This window comes from Massilia sp. 9096, assembly GCF_000745265.1.
In the GTDB taxonomy this organism is placed as follows: Bacteria; Pseudomonadota; Gammaproteobacteria; order Burkholderiales; family Burkholderiaceae_D; genus Telluria.
The window spans coordinates 1,601,592-1,614,554 of record NZ_JQNN01000001.1 but is presented as its reverse complement, the minus strand read 5'-3'; the positions used below and the strand labels follow the sequence as shown (position 1 = coordinate 1,614,554).

Annotated in this window: 12 protein-coding genes; 5 read left to right on the top strand and 7 right to left on the bottom strand. The window is 67.6% G+C overall.

The window, feature by feature from the left end:
• Positions 1 to 18 precede the first annotated feature (18 nt).
• Entirely contained in the window at positions 19 to 639 is a 621-nt protein-coding gene (locus FA90_RS07025) for a TetR/AcrR family transcriptional regulator (RefSeq protein ID WP_036167327.1), read from the top strand.
• Positions 640 to 781: 142 nt separating this feature from the next.
• Positions 782 to 1,303 (top strand): PEP-CTERM sorting domain-containing protein, encoded by a 522-nt coding sequence (locus tag FA90_RS07020; RefSeq protein ID WP_036167324.1) that lies wholly within the window; start codon positions 782 to 784, stop codon positions 1,301 to 1,303.
• Positions 1,304 to 1,331: 28 nt separating this feature from the next.
• Here FA90_RS07020 and xth read toward each other — a convergent pair whose 3' ends face one another.
• Positions 1,332 to 2,123, bottom strand: coding sequence for an exodeoxyribonuclease III (gene xth, locus FA90_RS07015; RefSeq protein ID WP_036167321.1), 792 nt, complete (start codon positions 2,121 to 2,123; stop codon positions 1,332 to 1,334).
• 186 nt (positions 2,124 to 2,309) lie between these two features.
• On the opposite strand from xth, the gene FA90_RS07010 reads away from it, so the two are divergent.
• A complete protein-coding gene (locus FA90_RS07010; protein WP_036167318.1) occupies positions 2,310 to 3,755 on the top strand; it encodes a hypothetical protein in 1,446 nt (481 codons plus the stop codon).
• Positions 3,756 to 3,819: 64 nt separating this feature from the next.
• Here the strand turns inward: FA90_RS07010 and FA90_RS07005 are convergent, their stop codons facing one another.
• Together FA90_RS07005 and FA90_RS07000 are read right to left on the bottom strand one after the other, a co-directional pair.
• On the bottom strand, positions 3,820 to 4,209 hold the full coding sequence (locus FA90_RS07005; RefSeq protein WP_036167315.1) for a cupin domain-containing protein: 390 nt from the start codon (positions 4,207 to 4,209) through the stop codon (positions 3,820 to 3,822).
• A gap of 95 nt (positions 4,210 to 4,304) precedes the next feature.
• Positions 4,305 to 4,571, bottom strand: a complete 267-nt coding sequence (locus FA90_RS07000) for a cupin domain-containing protein (protein WP_036167312.1) — start codon at positions 4,569 to 4,571, stop codon at positions 4,305 to 4,307.
• Between the two features lie 139 nt (positions 4,572 to 4,710).
• On the opposite strand from FA90_RS07000, the gene FA90_RS06995 reads away from it, so the two are divergent.
• Entirely contained in the window at positions 4,711 to 5,280 is a 570-nt protein-coding gene (locus FA90_RS06995) for a flavin reductase family protein (protein ID WP_036167309.1), read from the top strand.
• 20 nt (positions 5,281 to 5,300) lie between these two features.
• Here FA90_RS06995 and FA90_RS06990 read toward each other — a convergent pair whose 3' ends face one another.
• The gene (locus FA90_RS06990; RefSeq protein ID WP_036174577.1) at positions 5,301 to 6,650 is read right to left on the bottom strand and encodes an amino acid permease; all 1,350 of its coding nucleotides are present in this window, start codon (positions 6,648 to 6,650) and stop codon (positions 5,301 to 5,303) included.
• 186 nt (positions 6,651 to 6,836) lie between these two features.
• On the opposite strand from FA90_RS06990, the gene FA90_RS06985 reads away from it, so the two are divergent.
• Positions 6,837 to 9,290 carry an outer membrane beta-barrel family protein gene (locus FA90_RS06985; protein WP_036167307.1) on the top strand — a complete coding sequence of 818 codons (2,454 nt, stop codon included), beginning with the start codon at positions 6,837 to 6,839 and terminating at the stop codon, positions 9,288 to 9,290.
• A 52-nt stretch (positions 9,291 to 9,342) separates the two neighbouring features.
• On the opposite strand, the gene FA90_RS06980 is transcribed toward FA90_RS06985, so the two are convergent.
• The 3 genes from FA90_RS06980 to hmgA form a co-directional block, all read right to left on the bottom strand.
• Positions 9,343 to 10,137, bottom strand: coding sequence for an OBAP family protein (locus FA90_RS06980; protein WP_051971528.1), 795 nt, complete (start codon positions 10,135 to 10,137; stop codon positions 9,343 to 9,345).
• A gap of 20 nt (positions 10,138 to 10,157) precedes the next feature.
• Positions 10,158 to 11,492 (bottom strand): hemolysin family protein, encoded by a 1,335-nt coding sequence (locus FA90_RS06975; protein ID WP_036167304.1) that lies wholly within the window; start codon positions 11,490 to 11,492, stop codon positions 10,158 to 10,160.
• Between the two features lie 74 nt (positions 11,493 to 11,566).
• Positions 11,567 to 12,847 (bottom strand): homogentisate 1,2-dioxygenase, encoded by a 1,281-nt coding sequence (gene hmgA, locus FA90_RS06970; RefSeq protein ID WP_051971527.1) that lies wholly within the window; start codon positions 12,845 to 12,847, stop codon positions 11,567 to 11,569.
• Positions 12,848 to 12,963 lie beyond the last annotated feature (116 nt).

The following is a 12,963-nucleotide window of genomic DNA, read 5'->3' as shown; positions in this document are numbered from 1 at the left end:
TTGTGCGAAAACAGAGGGATGCCTCCAGATACCCCTCCCGTCCAGCCGCGTCCCTATCGCGGCGTGCCGCAGGACGAACGGCGCGCGCAACGGCGCAACCAATTGATCGCCGCAGCGATCGCCGTGTATGGCGAACGCGGCTACCGTCAGGCCACCGTCAAGGCCGTGTGCGAAGCCGCCGGCCTGACCGAACGCTATTTCTACGAATCCTTCGCCAACAGCGAGGAGTTGCTGCTCGCCTCCTACAACGCGGTGACGTCCGCCGTGCACGGCGAGATGGTGGCCGCGGCGGAAGCCGCCGGCGCCAACCACGACGCGCGCGGCCGCGCCATGCTGACGACTTATTTCGCGGCGCTGCAGCGCGATCCGCGTTCCGCGCGCGTGTTCCTGGTCGAGATCCGCGGGGTCAGCCGCGCGGTCGACAAGGCCTTCGACGCGTCGCTGCGCTCGATCGGCGACCAGGTCGGCCAGATCCTCGGGGCCGAGGGCGCGAAGACCGATCCGCTGCTGCTGGCTGGACTGGTCGGCGGCGTCATGCACATCGCTTTGCGCTGGATCGAGGACGACTACACCCCCGCCATCGACGTCGTCACCGAAGCGGCCATGCGCTTGGGCGGCGTGCTGCTGGTGCCGCGTTGATGCGCTGCGGCCCGTCGAGATTCCTTACAGTGGCGCAGGCGAGCGTCGTGCGCTTCGCCTCAAGATATTGATTCCAATCAATACTTTCCTTTAGGCATGCTAATTGCTTTATGGAACGCATCACTTTTCGATGAGGCGTCCCATGAAACTGTCCCGCATCCTGCCCCTGTTGACCCTGAGCGCCGCGGCGCTCGCCTGCACGAGCGCGTCCGCGAGCGTGATCGCGCACCTGCACGAGACCATGCAGTCCGGCGCGACCTTCGACGGCGACCTGACCTTCGCCGATGGCTACGCCGAGTTGCTGGGCGTGAACGGCATGCTTTCCGGTGACGCCTACGGCAATGACCACCTCGGCTGGGTCTGGAAAGCGACTGTGCAAGTCCCGGGCGGGAACACGACCAACATCGCCGGCGTGCGTAACGACTGGCTGCTGGACGGTTCGTTCGACACCGGCTACCGCTACTATCTTGGCGTGAGCTGGGATTACCCCGCCGATTCGCTGGTCATCAATCTTTCTCCGCAATTGCAGACCTATTACGCCGGCGTATCGGACATCGACCGGGTTATCAGCGCGCAGGTCGGCGCCGTGCCCGAGCCGGCCAGCGTCGCGCTGCTGGGGCTGGGGCTGGGCGCCGCGGCCGTCGTGCGCCGCCGCAAGCGCTGAGCGGCGGCGCCGGGGCGGCGCGAGGCCCTCACTGGGCCGGCCAGTCCAGTTCGATCCAGGTCGGTGCGTGGTCGCTCGGCTTTTCGCGCCCGCGCACCTCGCGGTCGACGCCGGACGACTGCAAATGCGGCGCCAGCGCCGGGCTGAGCAGGAGGTGGTCGATGCGGATGCCGGCATTGCGGCCGTAGGCGTTGCGGAAGTAATCCCAGAACGTGTAGATCACCTCGTCCGGGTGCGTGGCGCGCAAGGCATCGAGCCAGCCCTGTTCGATCAGTTTGTGGAAGGCCGCGCGCGACTCGGGGCGGAACAGGGCGTCGTCGACCCAGCGCTCGGGCTTGTAGACGTCGAGATCGGTCGGGATCACGTTGTAGTCGCCGCACATCACCACCGGCGCGCCCGAATCGATCAGTTCCTGTGCGCGCGCGTGCAGGCGCGCGAACCATTTCAGCTTGTAGTCGAACTTGGGACCCGGCGCCGGGTTGCCGTTGGGGAGATACAGGCAGGCGACCAGCACGCCGTTGACGGCGGCTTCGAGATAGCGGCTCTGCTCGTCCTCGGGGTCGCCGGGCAGGCCGCGCTGCAGCTCCTGCGGCTCGCCGACGCTGTCGGTGCGCGTGAGGATCGCCACGCCGTTCCAGCTTTTCTGCCCGTGCCAGAGGGGTGTGTAGCCGGCGGCGCGGATCTCCATCTCAGGAAATTTTTCCTGGGGCGCCTTGAGCTCCTGCAGGCAGGCGACGTCGGGCCTGGTTTCGGCTAGCCATTCGAGCAGGGCGGGCAGGCGGGCGCCGATGCCGTTGATGTTGAAGGTGGCGATGCGCATGGGGGCTCCGATCTCTTGAGAATGTTGTCTTTGCCGCTATTGTGACGGCAGAATGGTTCGGTTGCCACACGCGCGCCAATGCCGCGGCGATCGGGCGCCGGCCGGGCATCGCTTACGGCTGAGCGTTGCGCTTACGCACGGAACGCGCTGCGGCGCGCCGTGCGATCCGGTAGACTGCGCAGCAGGATGAAAACCCAATTGCTCCAGGATTTCGCGGAAAGCGGCTCGGCGCCGGACCTGGCCGCGGCCGCGGCTGCTGCTGCACGGCCGGCGGCTATCGCCCGGTCGGCACAGACGGACGCGCCGCGCCGGCGCGCAGTCGCGGACTTGCTGCTGCAGCGCGCCACCGATACGGCGCAGTTCGATGCCGCCCGCTCGCACCAGCGCGCGGCGGCGGGGAGCGCGGGCGGGGTCCAGCCGCCCGCGCAAGCACAGCAGCGGGCGCAAGCACAGCCCGCGCCTGCGCCGACTAAGCAAGCGCAACTACAGCCTGTGCCCCCGCCCCGGGTGCAAGCTCGAGCGCAGCCTCAGCCACAGCCACAGCCGTCGTCGCCGGCGCAAGCGCAGCGGCCCGCCGCCGCCGGCGCGGCGCCTTCCGAGCCGCGCGGTGAGCCCACGCCCGACGCGCCGGCAGCGCCAGGCCAGCCGCCGCGCGACGCAGCGCCGATGCAGGCCGACCGAACGGTGCCGTCGACGCCACAGCAGAGCCCGATTCCCGCCGCGACGGCGCCGGCGCAGCCGCCTGCCGCCCGTGCCGATGCGGCGCTTTTCAGTGCTGCTGCGCAAGCCGATGCGGCGCGGCCCGGCGCCCCGGCCGCGTCCGAAGCGGCAGTCGCCCCGGACGAGCTGCCGGCCTGGCTCAGTGAGCGCCTGCGCGCCGACGAGGAACGCGACGCCCGCGGCGAGCGGCGTCGGCGCTGGATACGCCGCGCCCTGGGCGGCGCTGCGGCAGTGGCATTGCTGGCGCTGCTCGCTGGCGCCGCCTGGTGGGTGGTTCAGGATCGCCGTGTGGATGGGGCGCTGACGGTAGTGGCCGGCACCAGCGCGCCGGCACGTAATGCGCCGCTCGCGCGCGCGAACGCAGGTGGCGGTGCGCAGGCAGGTGCAGGGGCGCAGGCCGGTGCAGGTGCGCAGACAGGTGCAGCTGCGCAGGCAGCCGGGCATGCGCAGCCAGGTGCGGGTGAGCAAGCGGGCGCGCGCTCGCAGGCGGGGGCGGCTGGGGAAGTGGACGCAGTTGCGCCGGTGGACAACGCCAGGCCGGCTGCCGCCAGCGTGCCGGACGCAGCGCCGACGCGCCAGGCTACGCCGTCGTCCGGAGCGGCTCGCGTCGCTGCCGGTGCGGCAGAGGTCGACTCGACGACCCCCGCGCCAGCCGAGGCGGACGTGGCGCCGTCAGCGAGCGCGGCCGCATCGGAAGCGATCGGCCCGGTCGAGCGCGCCGTCAGGCGACGCCCGGCGGCGACGTCCAGCCCGGCCGCACCTGCGAGCCGCGCCGGCACCGGCGCCGAAGCCGGCTCGAGGCGCCGCAGGGAAGAAACGCTGATGCAATGCCGCGCCCTCGGCTATGACGAACGGCAATGCCTGCGGCGCGACTGCGTGATGACGCGCTTCGGCCTGGCCTGCCGCGGTTGAGGCAAGCGGTCCAGGCAAGCCGTCGCGGACGCGGCCAGGGTCGATGGCGCGCCCCGGCAGAGGATCACTCCTCGTGGTGGTGCTTCTCGTACTCGTCGGCCTCGGCCTTGGTGGCGTGCACGGTACCTTCCGGGTGCTCCGGCGGCGTGTACAGCGTGTACAGGCGCATCGGCTCGCTGTCCGAGGTGTTGATCACGTTGTGCTCGGTGCCGGCCGGGATGATGACCGCGACGCCGTCTTCCAGTGCATGCTTCTCGCCGTCGAGGATGGCCACACCCTGGCCGGCTTCCACGCGGATGAACTGGTCGTGGCCGGTGTGGTGCTCGGTGCCGATCTCTTCGCCCGGCTGCAGGGTCATGATGACCAGTTGGCTGCGCGGCGTCGTGTAGAGCACTTCACGGAAATTGTTACCGGCGAGCGTTTTTTGTTCGAGGTTGATGCTGTAACCCGACATGTCGTTTCTCCAATGGTTTGCGTTGTTGCGGTGCCCCGGCGGCCGATGCCGCCCGGCTCACGTGTACATTGTATAAGACCGGCGCGCGCGCCGCTTCAGCGCCGTCCGGACAGGTAGAGCACGCCGTCCGGACCGTAGGTCTCGCGGTGCGGCTCGTCGCGGCGCAGGTGGAACACGTCGCCGGGGCGGTAGATCTTGATCTCGCCGCCGGCGTGGATGCGGATCTCGCCTTCCAGGATCAGGGCCCTGGCTTCGAAGGGATGCGAATGGTCGTCGAGGCGGCCGTTGGGCTCGCGCTCGATCAGGACCGGGTCGGCGTAGCCGTCGGCCTTCAGTTGATCGACGAATGCTTGGCGTTCCATGCTGTATGCGGGTGTCTGTCCATGTGATCGATGCGCCCAAGTGTAGCACCCGTCCGACGCGATCGCCGCGCAGCATGGATAATCGGCATCTTCTGTCCGCACCCGCACCCGCACCCGCTTTTGCAAGAAAGGAAACACGATGTCCCAACGCGTCCCTGTCGACCTGGCCAAATCCTATCGCCTGCTCAATCATGGCCCGACCGTGATGGTCAGCAGCGCCGCCGGCGGGCGCATCAACGTGATGTCCGCGGCCTGGTCGATGCCGCTCGACTTCGCGCCGCCGAAAGTCGCCGTCGTGATCGACAAGAGCACGTTCACGCGCGAGCTGGTGGAAGCGTCCGGCGAGTTCGTGCTGAATGTGCCCACGCGCGCGCTGGCGCGCATGACGCTGGACGTCGGCGGGGCGTCCGGGCGCGAGGTCGACAAGTTCGCGGCCTTCGGTGTGGGGCACGTGCCCGGCAGCGTCGTCAAGGCGCCGCTGATCGAAGGCTGCGTCGCCTGGCTCGAGTGCCGCCTGATCCCCGAGCCGCAGATCCAGCAAGCGTATGACCTGTTCCTGGGCGAGGTGGTCGCCGCCTGGGCCGATCCGGGCGCGTTCGAGGATGGCCACTGGAAGCCGGAACAGGGCGGCCAGCGCAGCATCCACTACGTCGCCGGCGGCCATTTCTTCGAGACCGGCGAGGCGTTCGAGATCGAAGGCGTGCGCTGACGGCGCCACGTCCAGGCCGCTCACAGATCCGGCTTGCCCAACACCCGATAGCCGACCGCCAGCAGCGCCAGCCACGCCGGAATCATCCACACCGACACGCGCAGGTCCGGATTGGCATACATGATCGCAACGATGCCGGCCAAATACGCCAGGCACAGCCAGTTGGTGAGCGGATGGAACGGGCTCGGAAACGCAGTCGTTTCGCCGGCGCTGCGCTTGGCGGCGCGAAAGCGCAGGTGGCTCCAGCTGATCATCGCCCAGTTGATCAGCATGCCGGCCACGGCCAGGCCCATCAAGAGGCCCAATGCCTTGCCCGGCAGCGCGTAATTGACGCCGACGCACAGCGCGGTGGCGACCGCCGACACGCCCAGCGAGGTCAAGGGCACGCCGCGCTCGTTCACCTTCAGCAGCGCGCGCGGCGCATGGCCCTGCACGGCCAGGCCGTACAGCATGCGGCTGTTCGAGTACACGCAGCTGTTGTAGACCGACACCGCGGCGGTAAGAACGACCAGGTTCAGCACGTGCGCGACCACGTTGGCGTCCAGCGCCTTGAAAATCAGCACGAACGGGCTGGCGCCGGGCACGATCTGGTCCCACGGGTACAGCGACAGCAGCACTGCCAGCGAGCCGACGTAGAATACCAGGATGCGCCACAGCGCCTGGTTGGTCGCGCGCGGGATCGATTTGGCCGGGTCGGCCGCCTCGGCCGCGGTGATGCCGATCACTTCCAGGCCGCCGAACGAGAACATGATCACCGCCATCGACATCACCAGGCCCTTGATGCCGTGCGCGAAGAAGCCGCCGTGCGACCACAGGTTGGCCACGCCCGCCTGCGGACCGGCGCCGCCGGTGGCCAGCAGGAACACGCCGAACACGATCATCGCCACGATCGCCGCCACCTTGATCACCGCGAACCAGAACTCGGACTCGCCGAACGCGCGCACGTTGATCAGGCTGATGCCGTTGGCGAGCAGGAAGCAGCCCAGCGCCGAGACCCAGGTCGGGATCGCCGGCCACCAGTACTGGACGTAGATGCCGACCGCAGACAGCTCGGCCATGCTGACCAGCACGTACAGCACCCAGTAGTTCCAGCCGGCGACGAAGCCGGCGAAGCGGCCGCAATATTTATCGGCGAAATGGCCGAACGAGCCGGCCACCGGTTCGTCGACCATCATCTCGCTCAGCTGGCGCATGATCAGGAAGGCGATCAAGCCCGCGATCGCATAGCCGAGGATGACCGAGGGCCCGGCGATGTGCACGGTCTCGGCCACGCCGAGGAACAGGCCGGTGCCGATCGCGCCGCCCAGGGCGATCAGCTGGATGTGGCGGCTCTTGAGGCCGCGGTGCAGGCGTTGCTGGTCGTGCGCCATGTCCATATGGATGTGTTTCAGTGGGAAAATGTTATCGATTTTAATCGATACGACGTGCGGCGGGCGCAAATGGCTGACTTTACTTTTATTTACACCCTTGTTACCCAAGAAACATGCGACTGGCTGTACCATTTGAAACGATTTCGCCACGACCAGTGTCTGTTCACTAACAAAACAATATTTACAATGCGCTTGCAAGGACGTCACGTAACAAGCTCGACCATTCCCACCGCCACCCCTGAGGCCCGCGCCAAGGCCGGCGACAGGCTGGCGCTCAAACTGCTGCCCGCGCTGCTGCTGGGCTGTTTCGTCACCCAGCCGCTGCTGGCCCAGACCACGGCGCCGGCCTCGGGCGCGGCCGCACAGGCCGGCGCGACCACCGCCGCCCGGGCGCCCGCCGGCAGCGGCGCCACCAGCAAGGGGGCGGACGACGTCGCCACCGTCGAAGTCGTCGCCACGCGCCCGACCAACAAGGTCGACCGCGACGTCTACGAGACCAAGAACGACATCAGCGTCAGCAACGCCTCCGCGTCCGACATCCTGAACAACGTGCCCTCGGTCTCGGTCGACCAGGACGGCAACGTCCAGCTGCGTGGCAATTCGAATGTGCAGATCATGGTCAACGGCAAGCGCGACGCCCAGTTCCAGGGCCAGAACCGCGGCGACGCGCTCAACTCCTTCCCGGCCGAGGCGATCGAATCGATCGAGGTGATCAACGTCCCGGGCGCCGAGTTCGGCAACGAAGGCGGCAGCGGGCCGATCATCAACCTGGTCCTCAAGCGCAACCGCAAGCCCGGTTCGCGCGCGAACATGAGCGTCAACAAGGGAACCGAAGGGCGCTACACCGGCTTCCTGAACGGCGAACACGCGGAAGGGCCGTACTCAATCAGCGGCAACATCGGCGTGCGCAACAGCGTGCGCGACAGCTACAACGAGCAGCAGCGCCAGGACCTCGATCCGGCCACCGGCGCCCCCACCTCCGCCCAGGACTCGAGCGGCAACTCGCATACGAAGCAGCAGGGCTTGAATGCCGCGTCGACGTTCACCTACAACCTCGGCGAGCGCGACCAGGTCGGCGCCTCGGTCAGCTATTCGAAGAGCCACAACGACGTCGACAGCGTCCGCTCGACCCAGCGCTTTGGCGGCGCGATGGACCCGATCGCCGACTACACCAGCTATTCCCATTCGACCCGGCCGGCCGACAGTTTCGGCGTGGGCGCCTCGTACGACCACAAGAGCGGCGTCCCGGGCGAAGACTTGAAGTTCGACCTGCGCTACACCGGGCAGGACAGCAGCTCGGACCAGACCGTGCTGTACGATTACCGCCTGCAGCCGACGCCGTACACCGCCAACAGTGTCCGCTCGACCGATTCGCGCAACCGCATCCTCGACATCTCGCTGGACTACGAGCGCAACCTGTGGAGCAGCTGGCACATGAAGGCCGGCGCCAAGTACGCCGACAGCCGGAACGACAACCCGACCAATTACCTGGCCGAAGACCCGCTCACCGGCGAATACCTGCCGCTGCCCAGCCGCATCAGCAATTTCGACTCGGACGACAAGAACGCGGCGATCTACGGCATCCTCAGCGCCAAGCTGTTCGACAACCTGAGCATCCAGGGCGGCCTGCGCGGCGAGTACACCGAGCTGAACGTCCACCAGCCGCTGTTGAACGAGACCGACAAGTACTATTACACCAACTGGCTGCCGAGTTTTTACGCGACGCGCGACCTGAAAGACGGCGGCATGCTGCAGCTGCGCGCCAGCCGCCGCGTGCAGCGTCCCAACGAGCGCGACCTGAACCCCAACCTGGTCTACCTGAGCGATTTTTCGGCGCGCCAGGGCAATCCGCAGCTGCAGCCGGTGAGCAACGACCTGGTCGAGCTGGCGTATCGCGACCGCTTCTTCGGCGTCGACAGCAGTTTTACCCTGTTCAAGCGGCGCGAGTCGCCGGTGGTCAGCAACCTGAACTATGCGCTCGCGACCGACCCGAACGTGATCGTGACCTCACCGTTGAACTATGGCGCCAACGACCAGGTCGGGGTCGACCTGAACTTCAACGTGCGCAAGCTGTTCATCCCGGGCCTCTCGGCCAACCTGGGCGCGACCATCCTCAACGAGAAGCGCTTGCGCCTGTCGAGCCTGGCGAACGACATGTCGGGTCAGGAGCAGAAGAACCACAAGGAAAACGCCAAGCTGCGCCTGGCCTACCAGCTCGGCATGGATTCGTTCCAGCTGAACGTGAATCACACCGGCGCCGGCCTGACCGGCCAGGGCACGACCGGCGCGACCACGATGACCAATTTCACCTGGCTGCACCGGGTGACGCCGCGCCTGTCGCTGAACCTGAACGTGAGCAATGTCTTCCACACCGGCAATTCCGAGACCTTCGTGGACAACGAGGTGCTGAACCTGCACAACCTGACGGTCAGCCAGCCGCGCCTGGTGTCGATCGGCCTGCGCTACACCTGGGGCGGCGTCACCGGCGACGACCGGCTGCGCAACGGCGCGGGGCGCGGCATGTTCCGCGGCGGCCCCGGCGGGCCGGGCGGGCCGGGCGGCGATGGCGCCGGCGGCTTCGGTCCCGGCGGCGGCGGTTGGGGTGGCGGCGGCGGCGGCGGTGGCGGACCGGGCATGTAATCCCGGCCCATGACGGCGTCGTCCCGGCCTGCGCCGTGACGACGCCTCGACCTCAGCGGCCGGCAGCCCCGGCCGCTTTCACGTCGACGACGCCCGGAATGTCGGTGGTCGGCCTGCCGTACTTGCCTTTCAAATCATCCACGCCCGCCTGCGGCCTGGCCAGCTGGCGCAGGTCGGCGCGATCCTTGCGCCGCTCGGCCGTACTGATCTTGGTGCGCGTGTCGCGCGCGTCCTGCAGTTGCGGCATCAGCTCGCCATCGCGGCTGAACGACCAGGCCAGCATCGCCGGGCCGAGCGGCAGGGCGTCGCCGCGCTTGCCATTCATGTTGGTGTTCCACACGTGCCAGGTCTTGCCGTAGCTGTTCATCTTCTTTTTCATCAGCTCGTGCTCGGCCGCCTGCGGGATGCCCGGGGCGATCAGCTGGCCGCTCAGGATCTCGCCGTTGTGCGGGTGCCAGTACTGGCGCTCGTTCGCCGGCAGCGTGGCGAACAGCTTTTCCGAGATGATGTATTCGATGCCGTCGAGGTTGGCGTTGGCGGTGTTGCCGTCGAATAGCGCGCACTGGGCCATGTCTTCGTTGACCTGGCGGCAGAAGTGGTGCGCTTCCATCTGCTGGTCGGGATGTTCCTTCATCGAGTGGAAGCCGTCCAGGTAGATGTCGAAGCCGTGCAGCGGCGCGTTGCCCTGCATGACCATGGCGCCCGCTTCGAGCGCGCGCGTGACGGCGGTCTTGTCCTGGCCGGGCGGGGTGACCTGCGGCTTGCCTTGCTGGGCAAAGGCCAAGGCCGCGGCCACGCAGGTGGCGCCGAAAACCGCGCCGATGGCGAGGGCGATGCTGGTGCGCATGGGGTTCTCCTTGAATCGTGTCAGTCCTGGTCCGGGTCCAGCTCGGCGTCCGGTGCGCGTGGCAGCGGCGTGGCCAGCAGGCGGTCGATGCGGTTGCCGTCCATGTCGGCCACCTCGAAGCGCCAGCCGTCCCAGTCGAGCGTTTCGCCGGCTTTCGGGATGTAGCCGAGCTGGTACAGCACGAAGCCGGCCAGCGTATGATAGGCCGCGCTGTCCTCGTCGGGGAAGGCGGTGTGGGTCTCGGTCAGCTCGCGGAAGCGCTCGAGCACCATGCCACCGTCGACGAACCAGCTGCCGTCGTCGCGCTTGACCGCGTCCTCGTGCTCGCCGTCGTCGCCGTCCGAGACTTCTCCGACCAGCGCGCCCATGACGTCGGTCAGCGTGACCATGCCCTGGATGTCGCCGTATTCGTCGACGATCATCGCCAGCTCGGCGCGGTGCTGCTTGAGCTGCTCGAGCAGGTCGATGGCGCTGACCGATTCCGGCACGTAAAGGATCGGCTCGATGGCTTGCTCGATGTCGATCTTCTCGAGCGACTTGCAGCGGATCGCCTGGCCGAACAGGTTGCGCGCGCGCACCACGCCCAGGACCTGTGCGCGGTCGCCGCGGTAGACCGGGAAGCGGCTGTAGGGCGACGCGGCGATGCGCTCCAGGTTGGCCGCCAGCGGCTGGTCGAGGTCGACGAATTCGAGGTCGATGCGCGGGGTCATCAGCGCGCGCAAATGCCAGTCGTCCAGGCGCAGCGCGCGCGCGGCGATGTCGTACTCGCCCTTTTCGAACACGCCGGCCTCGGTGCTTTCCTTGATCATGCCGGTGACTTCGTCCTCGGTCGCGACTTCCTCCTTCCGATGGCGCATGCCGAGCACGCGCATGATGAAGTCGGTGGTCTTGGACAGCAGCCACACGAACGGATGCATCAGGCGGGACAGCGTCTTCATCGGGCGCGAGACCATCGCCGCCAGCTGTTCGGGATACAGGATGGCGATACGCTTGGGAACAAGCTCGCCCACCACGATCGAGACGAAGGTGATGGCCACCACGACGATCGCCAGGGCGACCGGGCGCGCGTACGCATCCGGCACGCCCATGCCGGCCAGCTGCGGCGTGAGTTTCGCCACCAGCGAGGCTTCGCCGAAGGCGCCGTTGAAGATGCCGATCAGCGTGATCCCGACCTGCACCGTGGAGAGGAAACGGCTGGGATCGTCCGCCAGTCCGATGGCGGTGCGCGCGCCGCGCCGGCCCTGCTGGGCCATGCGTTCGAGACGCAGGTGCTTGGCAGAGACGACGGCCAGCTCGGACAGCGAAAACACCCCGTTGAGCAGGATGAGGGCGAAGATGATGATGATGTCGGCCATGCGATCGGGGCGGGTTCCAAGGTTGTCGGCCTGATCATCGCATGACCACCGTCCTTACGCGCGCACGGCTGGGCTCATCGTTTCGCGGGATCGAAGCGGTGCTGGATGCCGGCCCAGCAATCCTGGTAATTGGCTTGCAGCTGCGGCGAGTTCGAGGCTTGCCCGGTGGCGACGATCGGATTGCGCGTTTCGAACATGAAGGCCATCGTGTCCGTGACCCTGTGCGGGCGGCTGGTGTCGGCGCTGCTGGCCTTGTCGAACGTCGCGGCGTCCGGGCCGTGGCCGCTCATGCAGTTGTGCAGGCTGGCCCCGCCGGGCACGAAGCCCTCGGCCTTGGCGTCGTAGGCGCCGTGGATCAGGCCCATGAACTCGCTGGCGACGTTGCGGTGGAACCAGGGCGGACGGAAGGTGTCCTCGCCGGCCAGCCAGCGCGGCGGGAAGATGACGAAGTCGAGCGTGTCCACGCCCGGCGTATCGGACGGGGCGTGCAGCACCAGGAAGATCGACGGGTCGGGATGGTCGTAGCTGACCGAGCCGATCGTGTTGAAGTGGCGCAGGTCGTATTTGTAGGGCGCGTAGTTGCCGTGCCAGGCCACCACGTCGAGCGGCGAGTGGCCAATGTCGGCGCGCCACAGGTTGCCGCCGAACTTGGCCACCAGCTCGAAGTCGCCGTCCAGGTCTTCGTAGCGCGCCACGGGCGTGAGGAAGTCGCGCGGGTTGGCCAGGCCGTTGCTGCCGATCGGGCCCAGGTCCGGCAGGCGCAGCAGCGCGCCGAAGTTCTCGCAGACGTAGCCGCGCGCCTCGCCGTCCGGCAGCGTCACCGCGAAGCGCACGCCGCGCGGGATCACCGCGATTTCCTGCGGTTCGACCTCGAGCAGGCCGAACTCGGTGGCGAGCGCCAGGCGCCCTTGTTGCGGCACGATCAGGAGTTCGCCATCGCCCGAATAAAAATAGCGTCCATGCATCGACTGGTTGGCCGCGTACAGGTGGATCGCGCAGCCGCTCATGGCCGCGCTCGCGCCATTGCCGGCCATCGTGACCAGGCCGTCGACGAAGTCAGTGGGGGCATCGGGCAGCGGCAGCGGGCTCCAGCGCATCTGGTTGGGCGAGGGCGCGCCGTGCTCGAAGTCGCTGGCCAAGCGGCCGTTGTCGATGCGGGTAAAGGCGCCGTGCTGGGCCGCCGGGCGGATCCGGTACAGCCAGGAGCGGCGGTTCTGGCCGCGCGGGGCGCTGAAGGCGGTGCCGGACAGTTGCTCGGCATACAGGCCGTAGGCGACGCGCTGCGGCGAATTGCGGTGCGCGGGCAGGGCGCCGGGCAGTGCTTCGGTGGCGAATTCGTTGCCGAAGCCGCTCATGTAATCGGTCTTTGTGTCAATGGCGTTCAAGAGAGTCTCCTGCGTGCTTTTTGTCACTGTAGAGGAGCGTGCGCAGTTTTACGAGCTGAATAGAAAAATGTAGACTATTTGGCACA